Raw genomic sequence first — 14,832 nt, 5'->3', positions numbered from 1 at the left:
CAGGCGTCGTCCACGCTCACGCGTCGCGATGCGCCATACGACGCGAGACGGCAACGAGGTCGGTGTACACGGCGTCGTCGATATCGGTGCTCTCGAGGGTGGTGACGGCGGACTCGAGCAGTGTGTCGATGGTGCGTTCGACGTCGGCGACGGCGCCCACGTCGGTCAGAATCCCACGCGCAGTGGCCAGTTCGTCTGCCGACAGTTCGGTTCCGATCACCGAACGCAACGTGTCGCCGAGTGCGGGATCGTGAGCGTCGGCGCGGGACAGTCCCAGCGCGAGAAGTGCCGTCCGCTTGCCTGCGACGAGATCGTCGCCCGAGGGCTTGCCGGTACGGGCGGGGTCGCCGAACACACCGAGCAAATCGTCCTGTAGTTGGAACGCGATGCCGAGATCGTGCCCGACCGAACGCAGGTGGTCGACGAGTTCCTCGGAGGCACCCGCGGCGCGGGCGCCGAGTTCGAGCGGCCGCGCGACCGTGTAGGCAGCCGTCTTGAACTCCATCACGCGATAGGCGGCTTCCGTCGATTCCTCGCCGCTGACCTCGTTGACGATGTCGAGGACCTGGCCGCCGAGCACCTCCGTGCGCATCGCCGCCCACGTCGCGATCACTCCCGGTGGCAGGGGCGCAACGTGCGGACCTTCAACCGGCCTGCCTGCGGGCGACACAGTCGCGGGGGCGTACCCGTGGACGAGGTCGTCGGCCCATGCGAGCGCGAAATCGCCTGCCAGAACAGCCGACGCGACTCCGTGTTCGGCCGCGTCGCCGCGCCATCCCGCGTCGCGATGGGCGCTCTCGAACACCCGGTGCACGGTTGGTCGACCGCGCCGTGTGTCGGAGGCGTCGATGATGTCGTCGTGAATGAGCGCGCAGCCCTGCACGAGTTCGAGGGCGGCACAGATTCGCATTGCGTCGGAGTCGGTGAGACCGGTCGGCACGCCGTTGGCGTCGCCGCGGCCCGCCTGCCACCCCGCGTACGCGAAGACGGGGCGGATGCGCTTGCCGCCAGACAGTACGAAATCGGCGACGACCTGCGCCGACGACCCGACGACCGGCGAAATGGCTGCGGCGGTCGACACCGCGGTGCCGAGAAAGTCGCGCAGCACGGATTCGACTGCGCCGGGAACCTCGGCGAGGCGCGTTGGTACGGGAGCGGTCGAGGTCACGTGTCACAGGCTAGCCCGTACACTGGTCCGGTGAATTCATCCGCCCCGGTGCCGTCCGTCGTCGAACGTCTGTCTGCGCCGCATCCGGGACAGGTGCCCTTCTCCGTCGAGTTCCTCCCACCCAAAGACGCCGAGGGCGAGGCACGCCTGTGGCGCGCGGTCCGTGTCTTCGAGCGGCTCAATCCCGCGTTCGTCTCGCTGACGTACGGGGCGGGTGGCAGCACACGTGATCGCACCGTGCGGATCGCGGGTCAACTGGCGACCGAGACCACGCTGGTGCCGGTGGCCCACTTGACCGCGGTGGACCATTCGATCGCCGAATTGCGCTCGCTGGTCGGTGCGTACGCCGACAAGGGCATCACCAATATCCTTGCGCTGCGCGGTGATCCGCCGGGAGATCCGCTCGGTGAGTGGGTCAAGCATCCCGAGGGCGTCTCGTACGCCGAAGAACTCGTCGACCTCATCGGCGAACTCGGCCAGTTCCACGTCGGTGTCGCCTCGTTCCCCGAGGGCCATCACCGTGCTCCCGATCTCGACCACGACACCCGCGTCCTGGTGAGCAAGCTTCGCGCGGGCGCCGAGTACTCGGTCACCCAACTGTTCTTCGACGTCGAGTTCTACCTCCGCCTGCGCGACCGTGTCGCCGCGGCCGACGCCGAGCAGGGCGCCAAGCCGATCATTCCCGAGATCATGCCGATCACGTCGCTTGCCTCGGTTCGACGGATGGTCGAGTTGTCGGGGTCTGTTCTGCCCGAGAGCGTCGAACGGCGGTTGATCGACGCCGCGGGCTCCGGTGAACAAGAGGATCGCGCAGCGGTGCGCGCCGTCGGCATCGACATCGCCACCGAGATGTCGCAACGTCTCATCGCCGAGGGCGTCCCCGGGCTGCATTTCATCAGCCTCAACTTCGCCAAGGCCACCTGCGAGGTGCTCGACCGCCTCGGTGTCGACACCTCCGACGCCCTGCCGCTCGTCTCGTCGAACTAGCTGTCGCCAGGCCAGGGTCTGCGCGGCGCCATCGACGGTGAGTATCGGGAGTGCGACGGCGCGGATAAACCGGGAGTTGATCCAGTGTGCGTCCACGGTCACGTCGATAGCCGATCCCACAAGCTCTGATCGTGGTACGTCGGCGCTCTAGGGGTAGCGACAATGCGCACTGCCCCTTGAACAATCGCCGGACTACACAGCGCTCAGCCGGTGGGGTCGCCGCTCTCCGGCTTCTGGCCACCCGCCGCGGAGGCATCTGCGCGTGCGCCGGAGGAAGCGGTCGTCGACGATGCGGTGGCCCGCGGTGTCGTCGCCTTTTGGGCGGGTGCGGTTCGACGCACCGGCCGCGGCCGTCCTGGGCGCGGGCTGGTGTCGCGGTGCGAGTACGCCAACCAGATGACGAGTGCGACGACGAGGAGGCACACGATCACGAGGAGCCACGTCCACCCGGTGAACGCCGCGGTCGCGGGGTCGGGGTAGGTCGCGTCGGCGATGAACTCGGTGACCTTGCCCGGTTCGGGCGTCCACGTGACAGAGGTCTCCGAATCCTGCTTCGGGACGTTGCTCGCGGTGATCGGACCCGCGAACGCCAGGGTGAACTTCAGGTAGTCGCGTTCATCGAGTCCGTTGAGATCGGCGCTGCCGCGAAAGCGGACGACATCGCCGCTGCGCTTGGCGTTCAATTCCATCGTCATCGACGTGTCGCCGAACGCGTTGGCGACGATGTCTCCGAGCTGACTGAGCTGACCGGCCGTCAGATCGGAGAATGTGGCCCTGGTACCGACCCGGCTCGCGCCCTGCCCTGTCGCTCCGGGCTGTGCGGCCGTGGACGAGGCGCTCGCGGAGGGGGCACCAGCAGAAGCAGATGGGTTCGCCGAATCACCGGCCTGGCCGGTGCGCGGGCCCTCGCGGTAGTCGGAGGTCGACACGTTGTTGTGCATCGACTCGGGAATGTCGAGTCGCGGCGCGCCGCTGGGATTGTCGGGTGAGGTCGCGACGATGATCGTGCCGGCATACCGGTCGCCGACAGTTGTCGAGCGGGTCAGGCACCCCGACAGCAGCGGCATCGCCGTGAGCAGGATCAACAGCGACGCAATCGTGGTTCGCACGGTACGTCGGCTCGTCGGATCGGTGGGGCGTCGCGTGGTAGCCGGTTGCACGTGCTCATCGTGCCAGATGAAGTTGTGTCGGACTGTCAGTGCCGCCGCCGACTCGCCGCGATCGCGAGCTGTCCTGCGATCCGTCCGCTGGCACCGGTCACCCCGCCTCCGGGATGCGTCGACGCCCCTGCGAGGAAGAGCCCGGCCGCGCCGGGTATCCGATGCCCGGCGAGGTCGGGGTGCGGCCGATAGGTGAACATCTGATCGATCGTCATCTCGACGTGCATGATGTTGCCGCCGACCAACCCGAGCTCCGATTCCAGATCGGCGGGCGTCTGGACGTAACGGTGGTCGACCGCCGCGCTGAATCCCGGCGCATGGCGATCGACTTCGGCCAGGATCTCGTCCGCGGCGACCGAGCCGGACGTCGACCACTGGCCGTCACGCAACTGTCGCGGGTGCCACTGCGACCACACCGTGATCGAATGCCGTTGTGCGGGAGCAAGTGTCGGATCGATCGCCGAGAAACTCATCACGACGCACGGTGGGCGTGGTGGTAACTCGCCGACTGTGGCCGCGGTATACGCGCGACGAAGTTGCGAGCGGTCGGTGACGAGAAGTCCCAGCGCCGAATGCACGCCGTGCGGCGGGAGGTCCGACGGCAGATCGCGGTAGGCGGGCAGGGCGCGCGTGCCGAGCCGGACCGCCATCCCGATACCGGAGCCGATATCGATCTCGCGACGCCATCGACCGATCTCCGCTGGTGGAGCAGCTCGCCCGGCGTCGAGCATGTCGAGTGTCGCGAAAATGTGGCAGGCGGCGATCACCTGACGTGTGCAGTGGCTGTCCCCGTCGGTCTGCACGCACCAATGATCGCCACACCGGCTGATCGACGTCGCGGGCGATCCGGTGAGCACCTGCGCGCCGTCGGCGTCGAGCCGGTGCAGAAGGGATTCGGTGAGCGCGCCGCTGCCGCCGACGGCCCTGCCAGGGGGAATCCGGTGCATGAGCGCTGCAAACCCGACCATGGGTGCGGTTCCCGGCGCATTCATGGGCGGACCCGATTGCGCGCCGAACCACGCGAGAGCCGCTTTGAGTCGTTCGGAGGTGAACCAGCGATCGAGAAGCGCGTCACCGGACATCATCAGTTCCTGGGTCGCCGACATGAGCGACCCAGCACGTCGACCGATGAGCCCGGTGCGCGCGGTGTGGGCGGTGTGTCCGATGCCGGCGAATGCTCGTCCGAAGCGGGGGAGTGTCGACGGGGAGTTGAACGCATCGAGCACAGCCCGCGACCGCCGTCCCCACACGCCGACGAAGCGTCGGTAGGCGTCCGCGTCGGCGTCTGAGCACGCCGCGGCGATCGACGCACAGGTCGCGTTGAGGTCGGTGCGGAACACCAGCGGTGGTCCGTCCTGCGTCGCGGGTGCGAAACCCCAAGGGTCGCAGTCGATATAGCGCAGCCCGTGGGCGGAGAGGTCGAGCTCGTCGATGATCGGGGAGTGTCGGATCATCAGATGCGCCGACGACCCGCGATCGACGCGATAACCCGGAAAACGTTCGACGGTCGAGACGGCACCGCCCGGAATGTCGTCGCGTTCGACGACGAGAACGGAGCGTCCGGCGCGGGCGAGGTAGGCGGCCGCGATGAGGCCGTTGTGACCCGCGCCAACGACAACGGCGTCGTGCCGGGGCTGGTGGCCGGAGCGGGTCAAGCGGCTCACCGCGCCGCTGCCGGCGGTGGTGTGCGTGGTGTGCCCACGATCGGTTCCGGCGCGGCGTCGAGCGGGAGTCGTCGACCGAGGAAGGCGAAGGGGCGTGGGTCGCCGGTGAAGGTGAAGTGCCGCAGCACATCGTCGAAGCCCATCCTGCGATAGAGCGACCACGCTCGATTCTGTTCGGCGTGAATCTCCGGGGTGGACAGCAGGACATGGTCTTCTTCGCGGTCGCTCAGCAGCGCGGTCAGCAACCACTCGCCGATGCCGTGGCCCTGGGCGGTCGGGTGAACGTGCAGCTCGGTGAGTTCGAAGTAGTTCGTGGCGACGCGCTCGATGGTCTCACGGCTCCAACCCGAGAGTCGGAGCCCTGTTCTGAGCTGGTGATTCCACCACTGGTCGTCGGCACCGCGGTAGCCGTAGGCGATGCCGACCATGATCTCGTGCCCCGACGGCGAGACCGGAGGGCCGATGAGTCGACGCTGTGTGTCGGGGTCGAGCCGGAGGTCGGGGGGAACGGCCGTCAGCGCGGCGTATGCGGTCCACCCTCGACGGGCGATGTGCTCACGCCAGAGCGGAACCCGGTGGTGTTCGGTACCGCGTGGGTAGTCCATCGCGGTCACGTAGACGTTCAGGGCAGCGTCGAGCCAGGCCGGGGCGTCCTGCCCGGCCAACCGAACGAGTCGGGTCGCCAACTGCTCGTCGTCCTTCCTTCCGCACCAAGCCGCGCGTCGAGTCCGTGGCAGGCCGCGGCGGATCGGGAATGTCGGTACCGAGTTCTACGCTTCTGCTATCTGGATTGGGGCCACATCTCCACTTGAAGAGTGTCGCCGTTCTAGCTATATTGAATATGTCGAACGGGTGTTCGATGAACGTGCCTCCGCAAGCCGTTCTGCTTCACCCACGACAGTCCGGGCGGTCCGGCGACGGACGAGGGAAGCGTGCATCGTCGGACCGCACCGGGACTCGGTCACATCCCCGGGTCGTTCGAGAAGACGCAACACCGAAGGGAGCGCGACATGGCAGTCAACAGGCCGACGCGCGGCACAGTGCGCCACGCACGGCGAGGTGCGGTGGTGCGTCCAGAGATCGACCCCGTGGTTGTCGTCCGCGCTCGTGACCTCCTCGAACGCGCGGAGATCCTGGTGGAGAACGCCGACGGTGTGCCAGACGACGCCGAGCGTTTCCGCCAGTACTACCTCGCGGCACTGCGCGCGGCGGGTGCCGCGCTCGCGGTGTATGAACCGCCGACCAAGCGTGTTTCCCACCGTGTATCGCCGAACGCGTGGTCGCGCATCTCGTCGGCTGTTCCTGATCTCGCCGAGTTCGCCGAGGCATTTGCTCGCCTGTCGGCTGTTCGTATGGAGATCGAGTCAGGTTTGCGCCGCTCGGTCGAGGGCTCGGCGGTCGCCGCGCTCCGTTCCCGCGTGCTGTCGTTCCTCGATGCCGTCGAGGACATCATCGTCGGCTACGAACAGGGAAAGCTCGCGCACCAGTCGGTCGACAGGTCCGACTACGGCTTCGACCACATCGCCTGAGAACACATCGCTCGAGACCGCGGCCCACGCGCTGACCGGTGGTCGGAGGCTTCTGTGGGCGCGCCAGGCGGTTTCGCTCGGCGTGATCCTTGGTCTCAATTTGTGTCTATCGGCGCACTTGAGGTGACCGTCGGATGGTTATGGTGGTCGGGCTTGCGATCACCTCGTATCATGGAAGCTGTAAGCCGCGAACACATGTCACGAGACGGGCGTCCGCGGTCGCCACAATCTCGTTGAAGTGTGAATCGGCAACGTAGTAAGGAGGGTCGGTGCCACTCTCGGAGCACGAGCAGCGCATGCTCGAACAAATCGAAAGTGCTCTATACGCCGAGGACCCGAAGTTCGCGTCCAGCGTGAAGCGTCGACGGCTGGGCCGATCGTCGGGTCGTCGTCGTCTTCAGGCGGCGGCGATCTTCGCCGTCGGTCTTGTGCTGCTCATCGTCGGTCCTCTGGTGGGTCTGAGCATCGCCGGCCTTCCTGTCGTCAGTCTCATCGGTTTTCTCGTGATGTTCGGCGCAGGTCTTCTTGCTCTCTGGGGTGGTGGACGTTCGGCTTCCGAGGGTTCGGCACCCGCCGACACCGCCCGTCCGGCAGGCAACAAGCGCAAGTTCACCGAGCGCATGGAAGAACGGTTCAACCGCCGCTTCGACCAGGAGTGACCGAGCCGCCTGACTGATCAGGCGCCTCACTCTTCTCGGCCTCATCGCCTCCGCGGTGCTCGAGAGTCAGGCCTGGCCGCCTCCCGCGGCCACATGTGTGCCGTATCTCAAGGTTGGTGTGCTGCAGCACCCACGGCATTCGACAAGACACTTCTTCGAGTCCACCACCGCCCGCCGAGCCGTACCGCAGGCCCACTTCTCAGATCAGCAGGGCAACACATCGCACCGATGTGTTGCCCTGCTGTCGTATGTCGTGGCTGTCTCATTGCCGGGGTTCTCTGGATCCCACACAGGGCTGCCGCGCGCCGTAGCGGGCATGCTCGCCGGGTTCGATCCAGGTGACGACCGCTGACCCGAGGACGCTGGCCGCGGCGTTGTCGGGGTGACCTTCGAAGGCGCTGGCCAATTGCACCAGGTCGGCGTCGGAGATGGGATCGCCGAGGCCTGCGGCCACAACCAGGCCGGAGGCCGCGGCGAGTCCGGAGACCGCGGCCGAGGCCGACGATCCGAGACCGCGCGAATGCGGGATGGCGTTGACAGTCTTCAGATGGAGTCCTGCCGCCGACACGCCCGCATGCGCGAGTCCGGCGAGCAATGCACGAACGACGAGATGGTTGGCATCACGGGGCACGTCGGCGGCGGCCTCACCCACGACGTCGACGTCGATACCGGCAGGCGTCGTCGAGGCAACCACCTCGTCGTAGAGCCCGAGCGCGATACCGAGCGAGTCGAACCCCGGTCCGAGGTTCGCACTCGACGCAGGCACGCGCACTGTGGTCGAAAGACCTTCCGGCAGTTGCCTATACACCGTATCCGGGCTGACCATTCGTCGGTCCGTCCCGGATTCAGGCGACGCCGAGTGCATCGGCAACCGCGACGGGATCGACCGGAATCGCCTCGACTTCCGGCATCCCGAGGAGTGCGGTATCGGGGTCCTTGAGGCCGTTGCCGGTCACGGTGCAGACAACCGTCTGGCCCGGAGTGATCCAGCCGTCGGCGTGGGCCGCGAGCAGGCCCGCCACGCTGGCAGCGGACGCCGGCTCGACGAAGACGCCCTCTTTACCCGCCACGAGTCGGTACGCCTCGAGCAGCTTCTCGTCGGTGGCTGCGCGGAACTGGCCGCCCGACTCCTCCTTGGCCGCGACGGCCTGGTTCCAGCTTGCGGGCGACCCGATGCGGATCGCGGTGGCGATGGTCTCGGGATCTTTCACCGGCGCGCCGTTGACCAGCGGAGCAGCACCCGCAGCCTGCACACCGAGCATGCGCGGAAGATCGCTGATGCCGTCGGCGTGGTACTCGCGATAGCCCTTCCAGTACGCGGTGATGTTGCCCGCGTTGCCCACCGGGAGCACGTGCACGTCAGGCGCGCGGCCGAGGACGTCGACGATTTCGAATGCCGCCGTCTTCTGCCCCTCGATTCGTGCCGGATTGACCGAGTTGACCAGCTCGATCTCGGTAAACTCCGCGGTGGCCTTGCGGGCGAGTTCGAGACAGTCGTCGAAGTTGCCCTGTACCTGGATGATCTTGGCGCCGCTCATGACCGCCTGGGCGAGCTTGCCCATCGCGATCTTTCCCTCGGGAATCAGCACGGCGCAGGTGATGCCGGCACGGGTGGCGTAGGCCGCGGCCGACGCCGACGTATTTCCCGTTGACGCACACAAGACCGCCGTCTTGCCGTTGTTGACCGCGTTGCTCACGGCCATGGTCATGCCGCGATCCTTGAACGAGCCGGTCGGGTTGAGTCCCTCGACCTTGAGGTACACCTCGCAGCCGGTCAGTTCGGAGAGGTGGCGCGCGGGAACGAGCGGGGTCGCACCCTCGAGGAGGGTCACGACCTTCCAGTCGTCGCCGACGGGCAGTCGTGAACGATAGGCCTCGATCAGCCCTGGCCAGCCTGCATGCACAGGCGCGTGCGCGGGTGCGTTGGTCGCGTCAGTCATCGGTTCCTTCCAATCGCAGAACGCTGGACACCGTGGTCACGGAGTCCATGTCCTCAAGTGCCGCAACGCATTCCGACTGAGCTCGATCGGGTGCGCGGTGTGTGACGACGATGAGCCGGGCGTCGTCGCCCGCGCCTTCCTGACGGACTGCGGCGATACTCACCGATCGCTTCGAGAATTCGTTGGCGACCTGCGAGAGTACACCGGGCTTGTCGGCGACTCGCATGGAGACGTAGTAGCGGGTCGGCACTTCGTCGATCGACGCAATCGGCAACGACGCGTAGGTCGATTCAAGTGGTCCGCGACCGCCGTGCACCTTGTTTCGTGCGGCCATCACCATATCGCCGAGCACCGCCGATGCCGTCGGCGAACCGCCTGCACCCTGCCCGTAGAACATGAGCCTTCCCGCGTTCTCGGCCTCGACGACGACTGCGTTGAAGGCGCCGTTGACCGTTGCGAGTGGGTGTGACAACGGGATCAGCGCCGGGTACACGCGCGCCGACACCCGCTGGGAGCCGTCGGCGCCTCGCACCCGTTCACAGATCGAGAGAAGTTTGACCGTGCAGTCGAACTTCTTCGCCGCCACCAGATCGTCGGGCGTCACGTTCGTGATGCCCTCGCGGTAGACGTCGGCCGCGGTCACGCGGGTGTGGAACGCGATCGACGCGAGGATCGCGGCCTTGGCCGCGGCGTCGTAGCCCTCGACGTCGGCCGTCGGATCGGCCTCGGCGTAACCCAGACGTCCTGCCTCGGCGAGGGTTTCGGCGTAGTCGGCACCGGTCTCCGCCATCTCCGACAGGATGAAGTTGGTGGTGCCGTTGACTATTCCGGCGACTCGCTCGACCGTGTCGCCCGCGAGAGACTGCATCAGCGGACGCACCACCGGAATTGCTCCGGCGACGGCCGCCTCGAAGTACAGGTCGACCTTGGCGTCGGCGGCTGCGGTGGCGAGTTCGCCCGTGTACTCGGCGAGTAGCGCCTTGTTGGCCGTCACCACGGATTTGCCCGATTGCAGTGCGGTGCGGATCAATTCGCGGGCGGGATCGATTCCGCCCATGAGTTCGACGACGATGTCGACGTCGTCGCGTGCCACGAGTGCTGCGGGGTCGTCGGTGATCAGTTCCTGAGCGATCTTGCGTGGCCGGGTCAGATCACGCACCGCGACGCCGCGAAGATCAACGGGCGCACCGACCCGAGCCCGCAGGTCGGCGGCGTTGTCCTCGAGGATTCGCACCACCTCGGAACCCACATTGCCCATACCGAGGACCGCGACGCCGATCGTCTTGTCCTGCGCTGTCATGTCTTGTCCCGCCGATTGGTCTTGCCCTACCGAGTTGTCTTGCCCTACACCGTTACTCATTCAGCGCACCTCCAGCCGCAGATAGTCGTCGAGTGTCTCGCGGCGAAGAATCACCCTCGCCGTACCGTCAGCCACCGCGACCACGGCCGGCCGCATCGCCATGTTGTATCGGCTCGACATCGAATAGCAGTACGCACCGGTCGCCGCGACGGCGATCAGATCGCCGGGTTCGAGGTCGCCGGGTAGCCAGCAGTCCTTGATTACGATGTCGCCACTCTCACAATGCTTTCCGACGACGCGGCTGACCACCGGATCGGCGTCGGAAACCCGCGAGACCAGCCGCACGTCGTACTCGGCCTGATACAGCACCGTCCGGATGTTGTCGCTCATTCCGCCGTCGACGGACACGTAGCGACGTACCGACCCGCCGCCGAGTTCGACGTCTTTGATGGTCCCGACCCGGTAGAGCGTGATGGTGCCCGGCCCGGCGATCGCGCGGCCGGGTTCGACGGCGATCGTCGGCATCGGCAGGCCAACCGCTTGCGATTCGCGACGGACGATGGTGGCCAGTGTCTCTGCGACATCGGCGACGGGCAGTGGACGTTCGTCGGGAAGGTACGAAATACCCAGTCCCCCACCGAGATCCACGATCGACATCTGCGACGTCTTGTCGACACCGAACTCGTCGACGACGTCGTGGAGCAACCCGAGCACCCGATGTGCCGCGAGCTCGAAGCCGTCCATGTCGAAGATCTGCGAGCCGATGTGGCTGTGCAGCCCCACCAGTCGAAGGTTATCGGTGGCGAAGACGCGGCGAACCGCTTCCATGGCGACGCCGCCCGACAGCGCGAAACCGAACTTCTGGTCCTCGTGTGCCGTGGCGATGAACTCGTGTGTGTGGGCCTCGACGCCGACGGTCACTCGGATCAGTACGTCGGCGACAACACCGCGCTCGCCCGCCAAACGGTCGAGGCGCTCGATCTCCATCATCGAGTCCAGCACGATGTGCCCGACGCCGGCCTCGAGTGCCGCGTCGAGTTCATCGAGGCTCTTGTTGTTGCCGTGCAACGCGATTCGCTCTGCCGGGAATCCCGCGTGAAGGGCGATAGCGAGCTCGCCACCCGAACAGACGTCGAGTGACAGACCCTCCTGGTCGACCCAGCGCGCAACCTCGCTACACAGGAACGCCTTCGACGCATAGTGCACACGTCCGTAGGGTCCGAACGCGGTCATCATGTCGCGGCAGCGTGAGCGGAAATCATCCTCGTCGAGCACGAACAGCGGGGTGCCGAAGGTCTCGGCCAGCTCACCGACTCCAACGCCCGCGATGGTCAGTTCGCCGGACTCGGCACGAACAGCATTGCGCGGGAACACGTTTGCCGGGATCTGCGCAACCGCGGCCGGGTCGTTCGGCTGCTGGGCCAACTGCGGTGCCGCTTGGGTCTCGGCGTGGCGCGGTCCCGCCGGATGCGCGTTCACATCCGCTCCGGAGCGCTGACGCCGATGAGGTCGAGCCCGTTGCGCAGAACCTGGCGGGTTGCCGCGCAGAGCGCAAGCCGCGCGCCGTGGATGTCACCGGGTTCTTCATCGCCCTGCGGCAGCACCCGATTGTGGGCATAGAACCGGTGGTAGGCACCCGCGAGGGACTCCAGGTAGCGCGAGATGCGGTGCGGCTCACGCAGTTGCGCCGCCGTCGCCACGACTTCGTCGAAGTCGCCGATCGTGCGGATCACATCGCCCTCGGTGTCGGAGTCGAGCAGGTCGAGGTGTTCGAGTCGGGGCTTGAGGCCCAGTTCGTCGGCGTTGCGCGCGATCGCCGACAGCCGCGCGTGTGCGTACTGCACGTAGTACACCGGGTTGTCGTTGGACTGCTTGGCCAGCAGGTCGAGATCGATGTCGATGTTCACGTCGATCGACGAGCGGATCAGCGCGTAGCGCGCGGCGTCGACTCCGACCGCGTCGACGAGGTCGTCGAGCGTGATCACGGTGCCGGCCCGCTTGCTCATCCGCACCGGCTTGCCGTCGCGGACGAGGTTGACCATCTGCCCGATGAGCACCTCGACAGTGTCGGGGTCGTCACCCAAAGCTGCGGCGGCGGCCTTGAGTCGCTTGATGTAGCCGTGGTGGTCGGCGCCGAGCATGTACATGCACAGGTTGAAACCGCGGTTGCGCTTGTCACGGTAGTAGGCGATGTCTCCTGCGATGTAGGCGGCTTCGCCATCGCTCTTGATGACGACACGGTCCTTGTCGTCGCCGAAGTTCGTCGTCCGTAGCCACCACGCGCCGTCGGACTCGTAGAGGTTGCCGTTGGCGCGCAGTTCGGCGATGCACTCCTCCACCAGGCCCGAGGTGAACATCGAGTTCTCGTGGGTGAACACGTCGAAGTCGGTCCCGAACTCGTGCAGGCTCGACTTGATGTGGTCGAACATCAACTCGACGCCGACCGACCGGAACGTCTCACGACGTTGCTCCTGCGGCTGCGAGAGGACGTCGGGGACGGCCTCGACCACCTTGTTCGCGATGTCGACGATGTACTCGCCCGCGTACCCGTCCTCGGGCGTCGGCTCGCCGAGCGCTGACGCCTCCAGTGAGCGTGCGAACTTGTCGATCTGAGAACCGTGGTCGTTGAAGTAGTACTCGCGGGTGACCTTGGCTCCGCGTGCTGCCAACACCCGTCCGAGAGCATCACCGACCGCGGCCCAGCGCGTGCCACCGAGGTGGATCGGGCCGGTCGGGTTGGCCGAGACGAACTCGAGGTTGATGGTCTTGTCGCTGAACTCGTCGCCCTTGCCGTACTCGGTGGTCTGGGTGAGGGCCGTCTCGATGACGCTGTTCTGGGCCGACGCGGCCAGCCAGATGTTGACGAATCCCGGGCCCGCGACCTCGGCTTTCTCGATACCATCCGCAGCGGAGAACGCCTCGACGAGCCGTCCTGCGAGTTCGCGCGGATTGACACCGAGCTTCTTGCCGAGCTGAAGTGCGACGTTGGTCGAGTAATCGCCGTGATCGGCGTGGCGAGGACGCTCGACGACCACGGATTCGGGCACCAGCGACGCGTCGAGTCCGCGATCGGACACGACGGTCCGGGTCACGGTACTCAACAATGCGGCGAGATCGGCGGGAGTCACAGGTCACCATCCTATTGGCCCCACTTCAGCAAGCCGCAACTGCCTGGTGAATCGTAGAGTTTTGAACCGTGATCCCTGCGATACGACTCTGGAATGACACCGACGGCCGATCCCACGTCGAGCACGGCTCGGTGTCACTCGACGCGCACACACTGCGCTCTGCCGAGACTGCAACGACCACCGCTGCGTTCCAGGAGACCGCCGAGGGCGGCTCGTTCGCCTGGCACACCGCGCCGCGGCGTCAGTACGTGATCACCCTGGCCGGTGTGCTGGACTTCGTCACCCGCGACGGAGAGAAATTCCGGCTCGAACCCGGGGTCGTCCTGGTCGCCGAGGACACCGACGGCACCGGCCATCGGTGGGAACTGCTCGGCGACGACCCGTGGCGACGGCTGTACGTCGGGCTTGCCGACGATGCGGAGTCGGGGTTCCGGGCCCAATGATGGGTTCTTACGGTGTGAGATGGACATAGGGCGCAGGATCGCCCGGTTGCTGGTGTTGCGCGTGTTTCCATAGTTGATCAGTGAAGGCGGCTGCCACGTCCCACTGGACAGGCGTTGAAAGTTCCATTCCACGCGAGGCCCCATTCCATTGCGGAGACCGGACAGTACGAACGAATATTGGCGACGGTCTCCTCGTCCGAGCGTACGGAGAGGCACAGCGTACGGAGACATGAGGAGTATTTACCGAGGCCCGCGGTGATCTGCGGGCCCGGAGATAAGAAACGGTGCCCCCGGCAGGATTCGAACCTGCGGCCTTCTGCTCCGGAGGCAGACGCTCTATCCCCTGAGCTACGGGGGCTCAACGGGCGACAGCAAGCCTAACCCACAGCGCGAACGGATCCCAACCCGGCACGCGTGTGTCAGAACGGGGGTGGTCCGGCTGAGTTGTCGACAAGGGATTTGTCGACGTCGCGGGTGAGGCGGCGTTGGCGGTTGCGGTGTCGTTCGGCGCGGCGTCGGGCGTGTTTGTTCGCCGCGCGTGTGTGTCGGCGCGGGGTGGTCTCGAGTGGTTCGATTCGACGCGGTGGCGGATCACCGGTGGCCGGTGGGGTGAAGTGGAGCCGGCGTAGTCCGGGGAAGGTGTCTTCGAACGTTTCGGCGTCACCGGGGATGACGAAACCTTCCGGGGTGATGTATTCGGTGACCAACCGGCCAGTGACCGGGTCGCGGTACTGGTCATCAACCCAGTCGCCGAATGTCTTGGTGATGTGCCCGTACCGGCATTTGGTGTTGAGGTTCTCGTAGCTGGTGGACCCACCTGCAGCCGGGGTGTGGTGGTCGTATTCGGTGACGTG

General features: G+C 66.4%; 12 protein-coding genes, 1 tRNA gene and 2 pseudogenes. 4 read left to right on the top strand and 11 right to left on the bottom strand.

Annotated elements, in window-relative coordinates:
* Positions 1–16: 16 nt before the first annotated feature.
* Positions 17–1,168, bottom strand: coding sequence for a polyprenyl synthetase family protein (locus A5777_RS05840; RefSeq protein WP_064861948.1), 1,152 nt, complete (start codon positions 1,166–1,168; stop codon positions 17–19).
* On the opposite strand from A5777_RS05840, the gene A5777_RS05835 reads away from it, so the two are divergent.
* The gene (locus A5777_RS05835) at positions 1,169–2,155 is read left to right on the top strand and encodes a methylenetetrahydrofolate reductase (RefSeq protein ID WP_005205579.1); all 987 of its coding nucleotides are present in this window, start codon (positions 1,169–1,171) and stop codon (positions 2,153–2,155) included. It begins immediately after the preceding gene.
* A gap of 203 nt (positions 2,156–2,358) precedes the next feature.
* On the opposite strand, the gene A5777_RS05830 is transcribed toward A5777_RS05835, so the two are convergent.
* The 3 genes from A5777_RS05830 to A5777_RS05820 all read right to left on the bottom strand — a co-directional run bounded on the left by A5777_RS05830 (position 2,359) and on the right by A5777_RS05820 (position 5,665).
* Positions 2,359–3,264, bottom strand: coding sequence for an LppM family (lipo)protein (locus tag A5777_RS05830; protein WP_064861947.1), 906 nt, complete (start codon positions 3,262–3,264; stop codon positions 2,359–2,361).
* 86 nt (positions 3,265–3,350) lie between these two features.
* Positions 3,351–4,979 carry a phytoene desaturase family protein gene (locus tag A5777_RS05825; RefSeq protein ID WP_082933559.1) on the bottom strand — a complete coding sequence of 543 codons (1,629 nt, stop codon included), beginning with the start codon at positions 4,977–4,979 and terminating at the stop codon, positions 3,351–3,353.
* Entirely contained in the window at positions 4,976–5,665 is a 690-nt protein-coding gene (locus A5777_RS05820) for a GNAT family N-acetyltransferase (protein WP_064861946.1), read from the bottom strand. Before A5777_RS05820 ends, A5777_RS05825 begins: the two co-directional genes overlap by 4 nt.
* Positions 5,666–5,989: 324 nt before the next feature.
* Between A5777_RS05820 and A5777_RS05815 the strand changes: the two genes are divergently transcribed.
* Positions 5,990–6,508 carry an SAV_6107 family HEPN domain-containing protein gene (locus A5777_RS05815; RefSeq protein WP_064861962.1) on the top strand — a complete coding sequence of 173 codons (519 nt, stop codon included), beginning with the start codon at positions 5,990–5,992 and terminating at the stop codon, positions 6,506–6,508.
* A gap of 269 nt (positions 6,509–6,777) precedes the next feature.
* Positions 6,778–7,167 (top strand): DUF3040 domain-containing protein, encoded by a 390-nt coding sequence (locus tag A5777_RS05810; protein WP_064861945.1) that lies wholly within the window; start codon positions 6,778–6,780, stop codon positions 7,165–7,167.
* Between the two features lie 319 nt (positions 7,168–7,486).
* Here the strand turns inward: A5777_RS05810 and A5777_RS05805 are convergent.
* The 5 genes and pseudogenes from A5777_RS05805 to argS all read right to left on the bottom strand — a co-directional run.
* Positions 7,487–7,993 (bottom strand): annotated as a pseudogene (locus A5777_RS05805) (homoserine kinase); the annotation flags it as partial.
* A gap of 19 nt (positions 7,994–8,012) precedes the next feature.
* Positions 8,013–9,107: a threonine synthase gene (gene thrC / locus A5777_RS05800; protein WP_064861944.1), complete on the bottom strand. Its 1,095-nt coding sequence runs from the start codon at positions 9,105–9,107 to the stop codon at positions 8,013–8,015.
* The gene (locus A5777_RS05795) at positions 9,100–10,407 is read right to left on the bottom strand and encodes a homoserine dehydrogenase (RefSeq protein WP_064861943.1); all 1,308 of its coding nucleotides are present in this window, start codon (positions 10,405–10,407) and stop codon (positions 9,100–9,102) included. Before A5777_RS05795 ends, thrC begins: the two co-directional genes overlap by 8 nt.
* Before the next feature lie 60 nt (positions 10,408–10,467).
* Complete coding sequence (lysA, locus tag A5777_RS05790) at positions 10,468–11,886, bottom strand: diaminopimelate decarboxylase (protein WP_064861942.1); 1,419 nt, start codon at positions 11,884–11,886, stop codon at positions 10,468–10,470.
* Positions 11,883–13,535, bottom strand: a complete 1,653-nt coding sequence (gene argS / locus A5777_RS05785; RefSeq protein ID WP_064861941.1) for an arginine--tRNA ligase — start codon at positions 13,533–13,535, stop codon at positions 11,883–11,885. The genes lysA and argS overlap by 4 nt, the downstream gene beginning before the upstream one ends.
* A 68-nt stretch (positions 13,536–13,603) precedes the next feature.
* On the opposite strand from argS, the gene A5777_RS05780 reads away from it, so the two are divergent.
* Entirely contained in the window at positions 13,604–13,978 is a 375-nt protein-coding gene (locus A5777_RS05780) for a cupin domain-containing protein (protein ID WP_064861940.1), read from the top strand.
* Positions 13,979–14,263: 285 nt separating this feature from the next.
* On the opposite strand, the gene A5777_RS05775 is transcribed toward A5777_RS05780, so the two are convergent.
* Positions 14,264–14,336: transfer RNA gene (locus tag A5777_RS05775), tRNA-Arg, on the bottom strand.
* A gap of 61 nt (positions 14,337–14,397) precedes the next feature.
* Positions 14,398–14,832: pseudogene (locus tag A5777_RS24970) on the bottom strand (DUF222 domain-containing protein); the annotation flags it as partial.

The sequence above is a fragment of the Gordonia sp. 852002-10350_SCH5691597 genome (genome assembly GCF_001665715.1).
GTDB classification, from domain to species: Bacteria; Actinomycetota; Actinomycetes; order Mycobacteriales; family Mycobacteriaceae; genus Gordonia; species Gordonia sputi.
Note: the sequence above shows the minus strand (reverse complement) of the source record. Positions and strands in the feature narration are given on the sequence as shown.

Excerpts from the sequence above, each read along its gene's own strand:
- A5777_RS05815 (WP_064861962.1), top strand. The coding sequence starts at position 5,990 with ATGGCAGTCAACAGGCCGACGCGCGGCACAGTGCGCCACGCACGGCGA.
- thrC (WP_064861944.1), bottom strand. The coding sequence starts at position 9,107 with ATGACTGACGCGACCAACGCACCCGCGCACGCGCCTGTGCATGCAGGC.
- A5777_RS05795 (WP_064861943.1), bottom strand. The coding sequence starts at position 10,407 with ATGACAGCGCAGGACAAGACGATCGGCGTCGCGGTCCTCGGTATGGGC.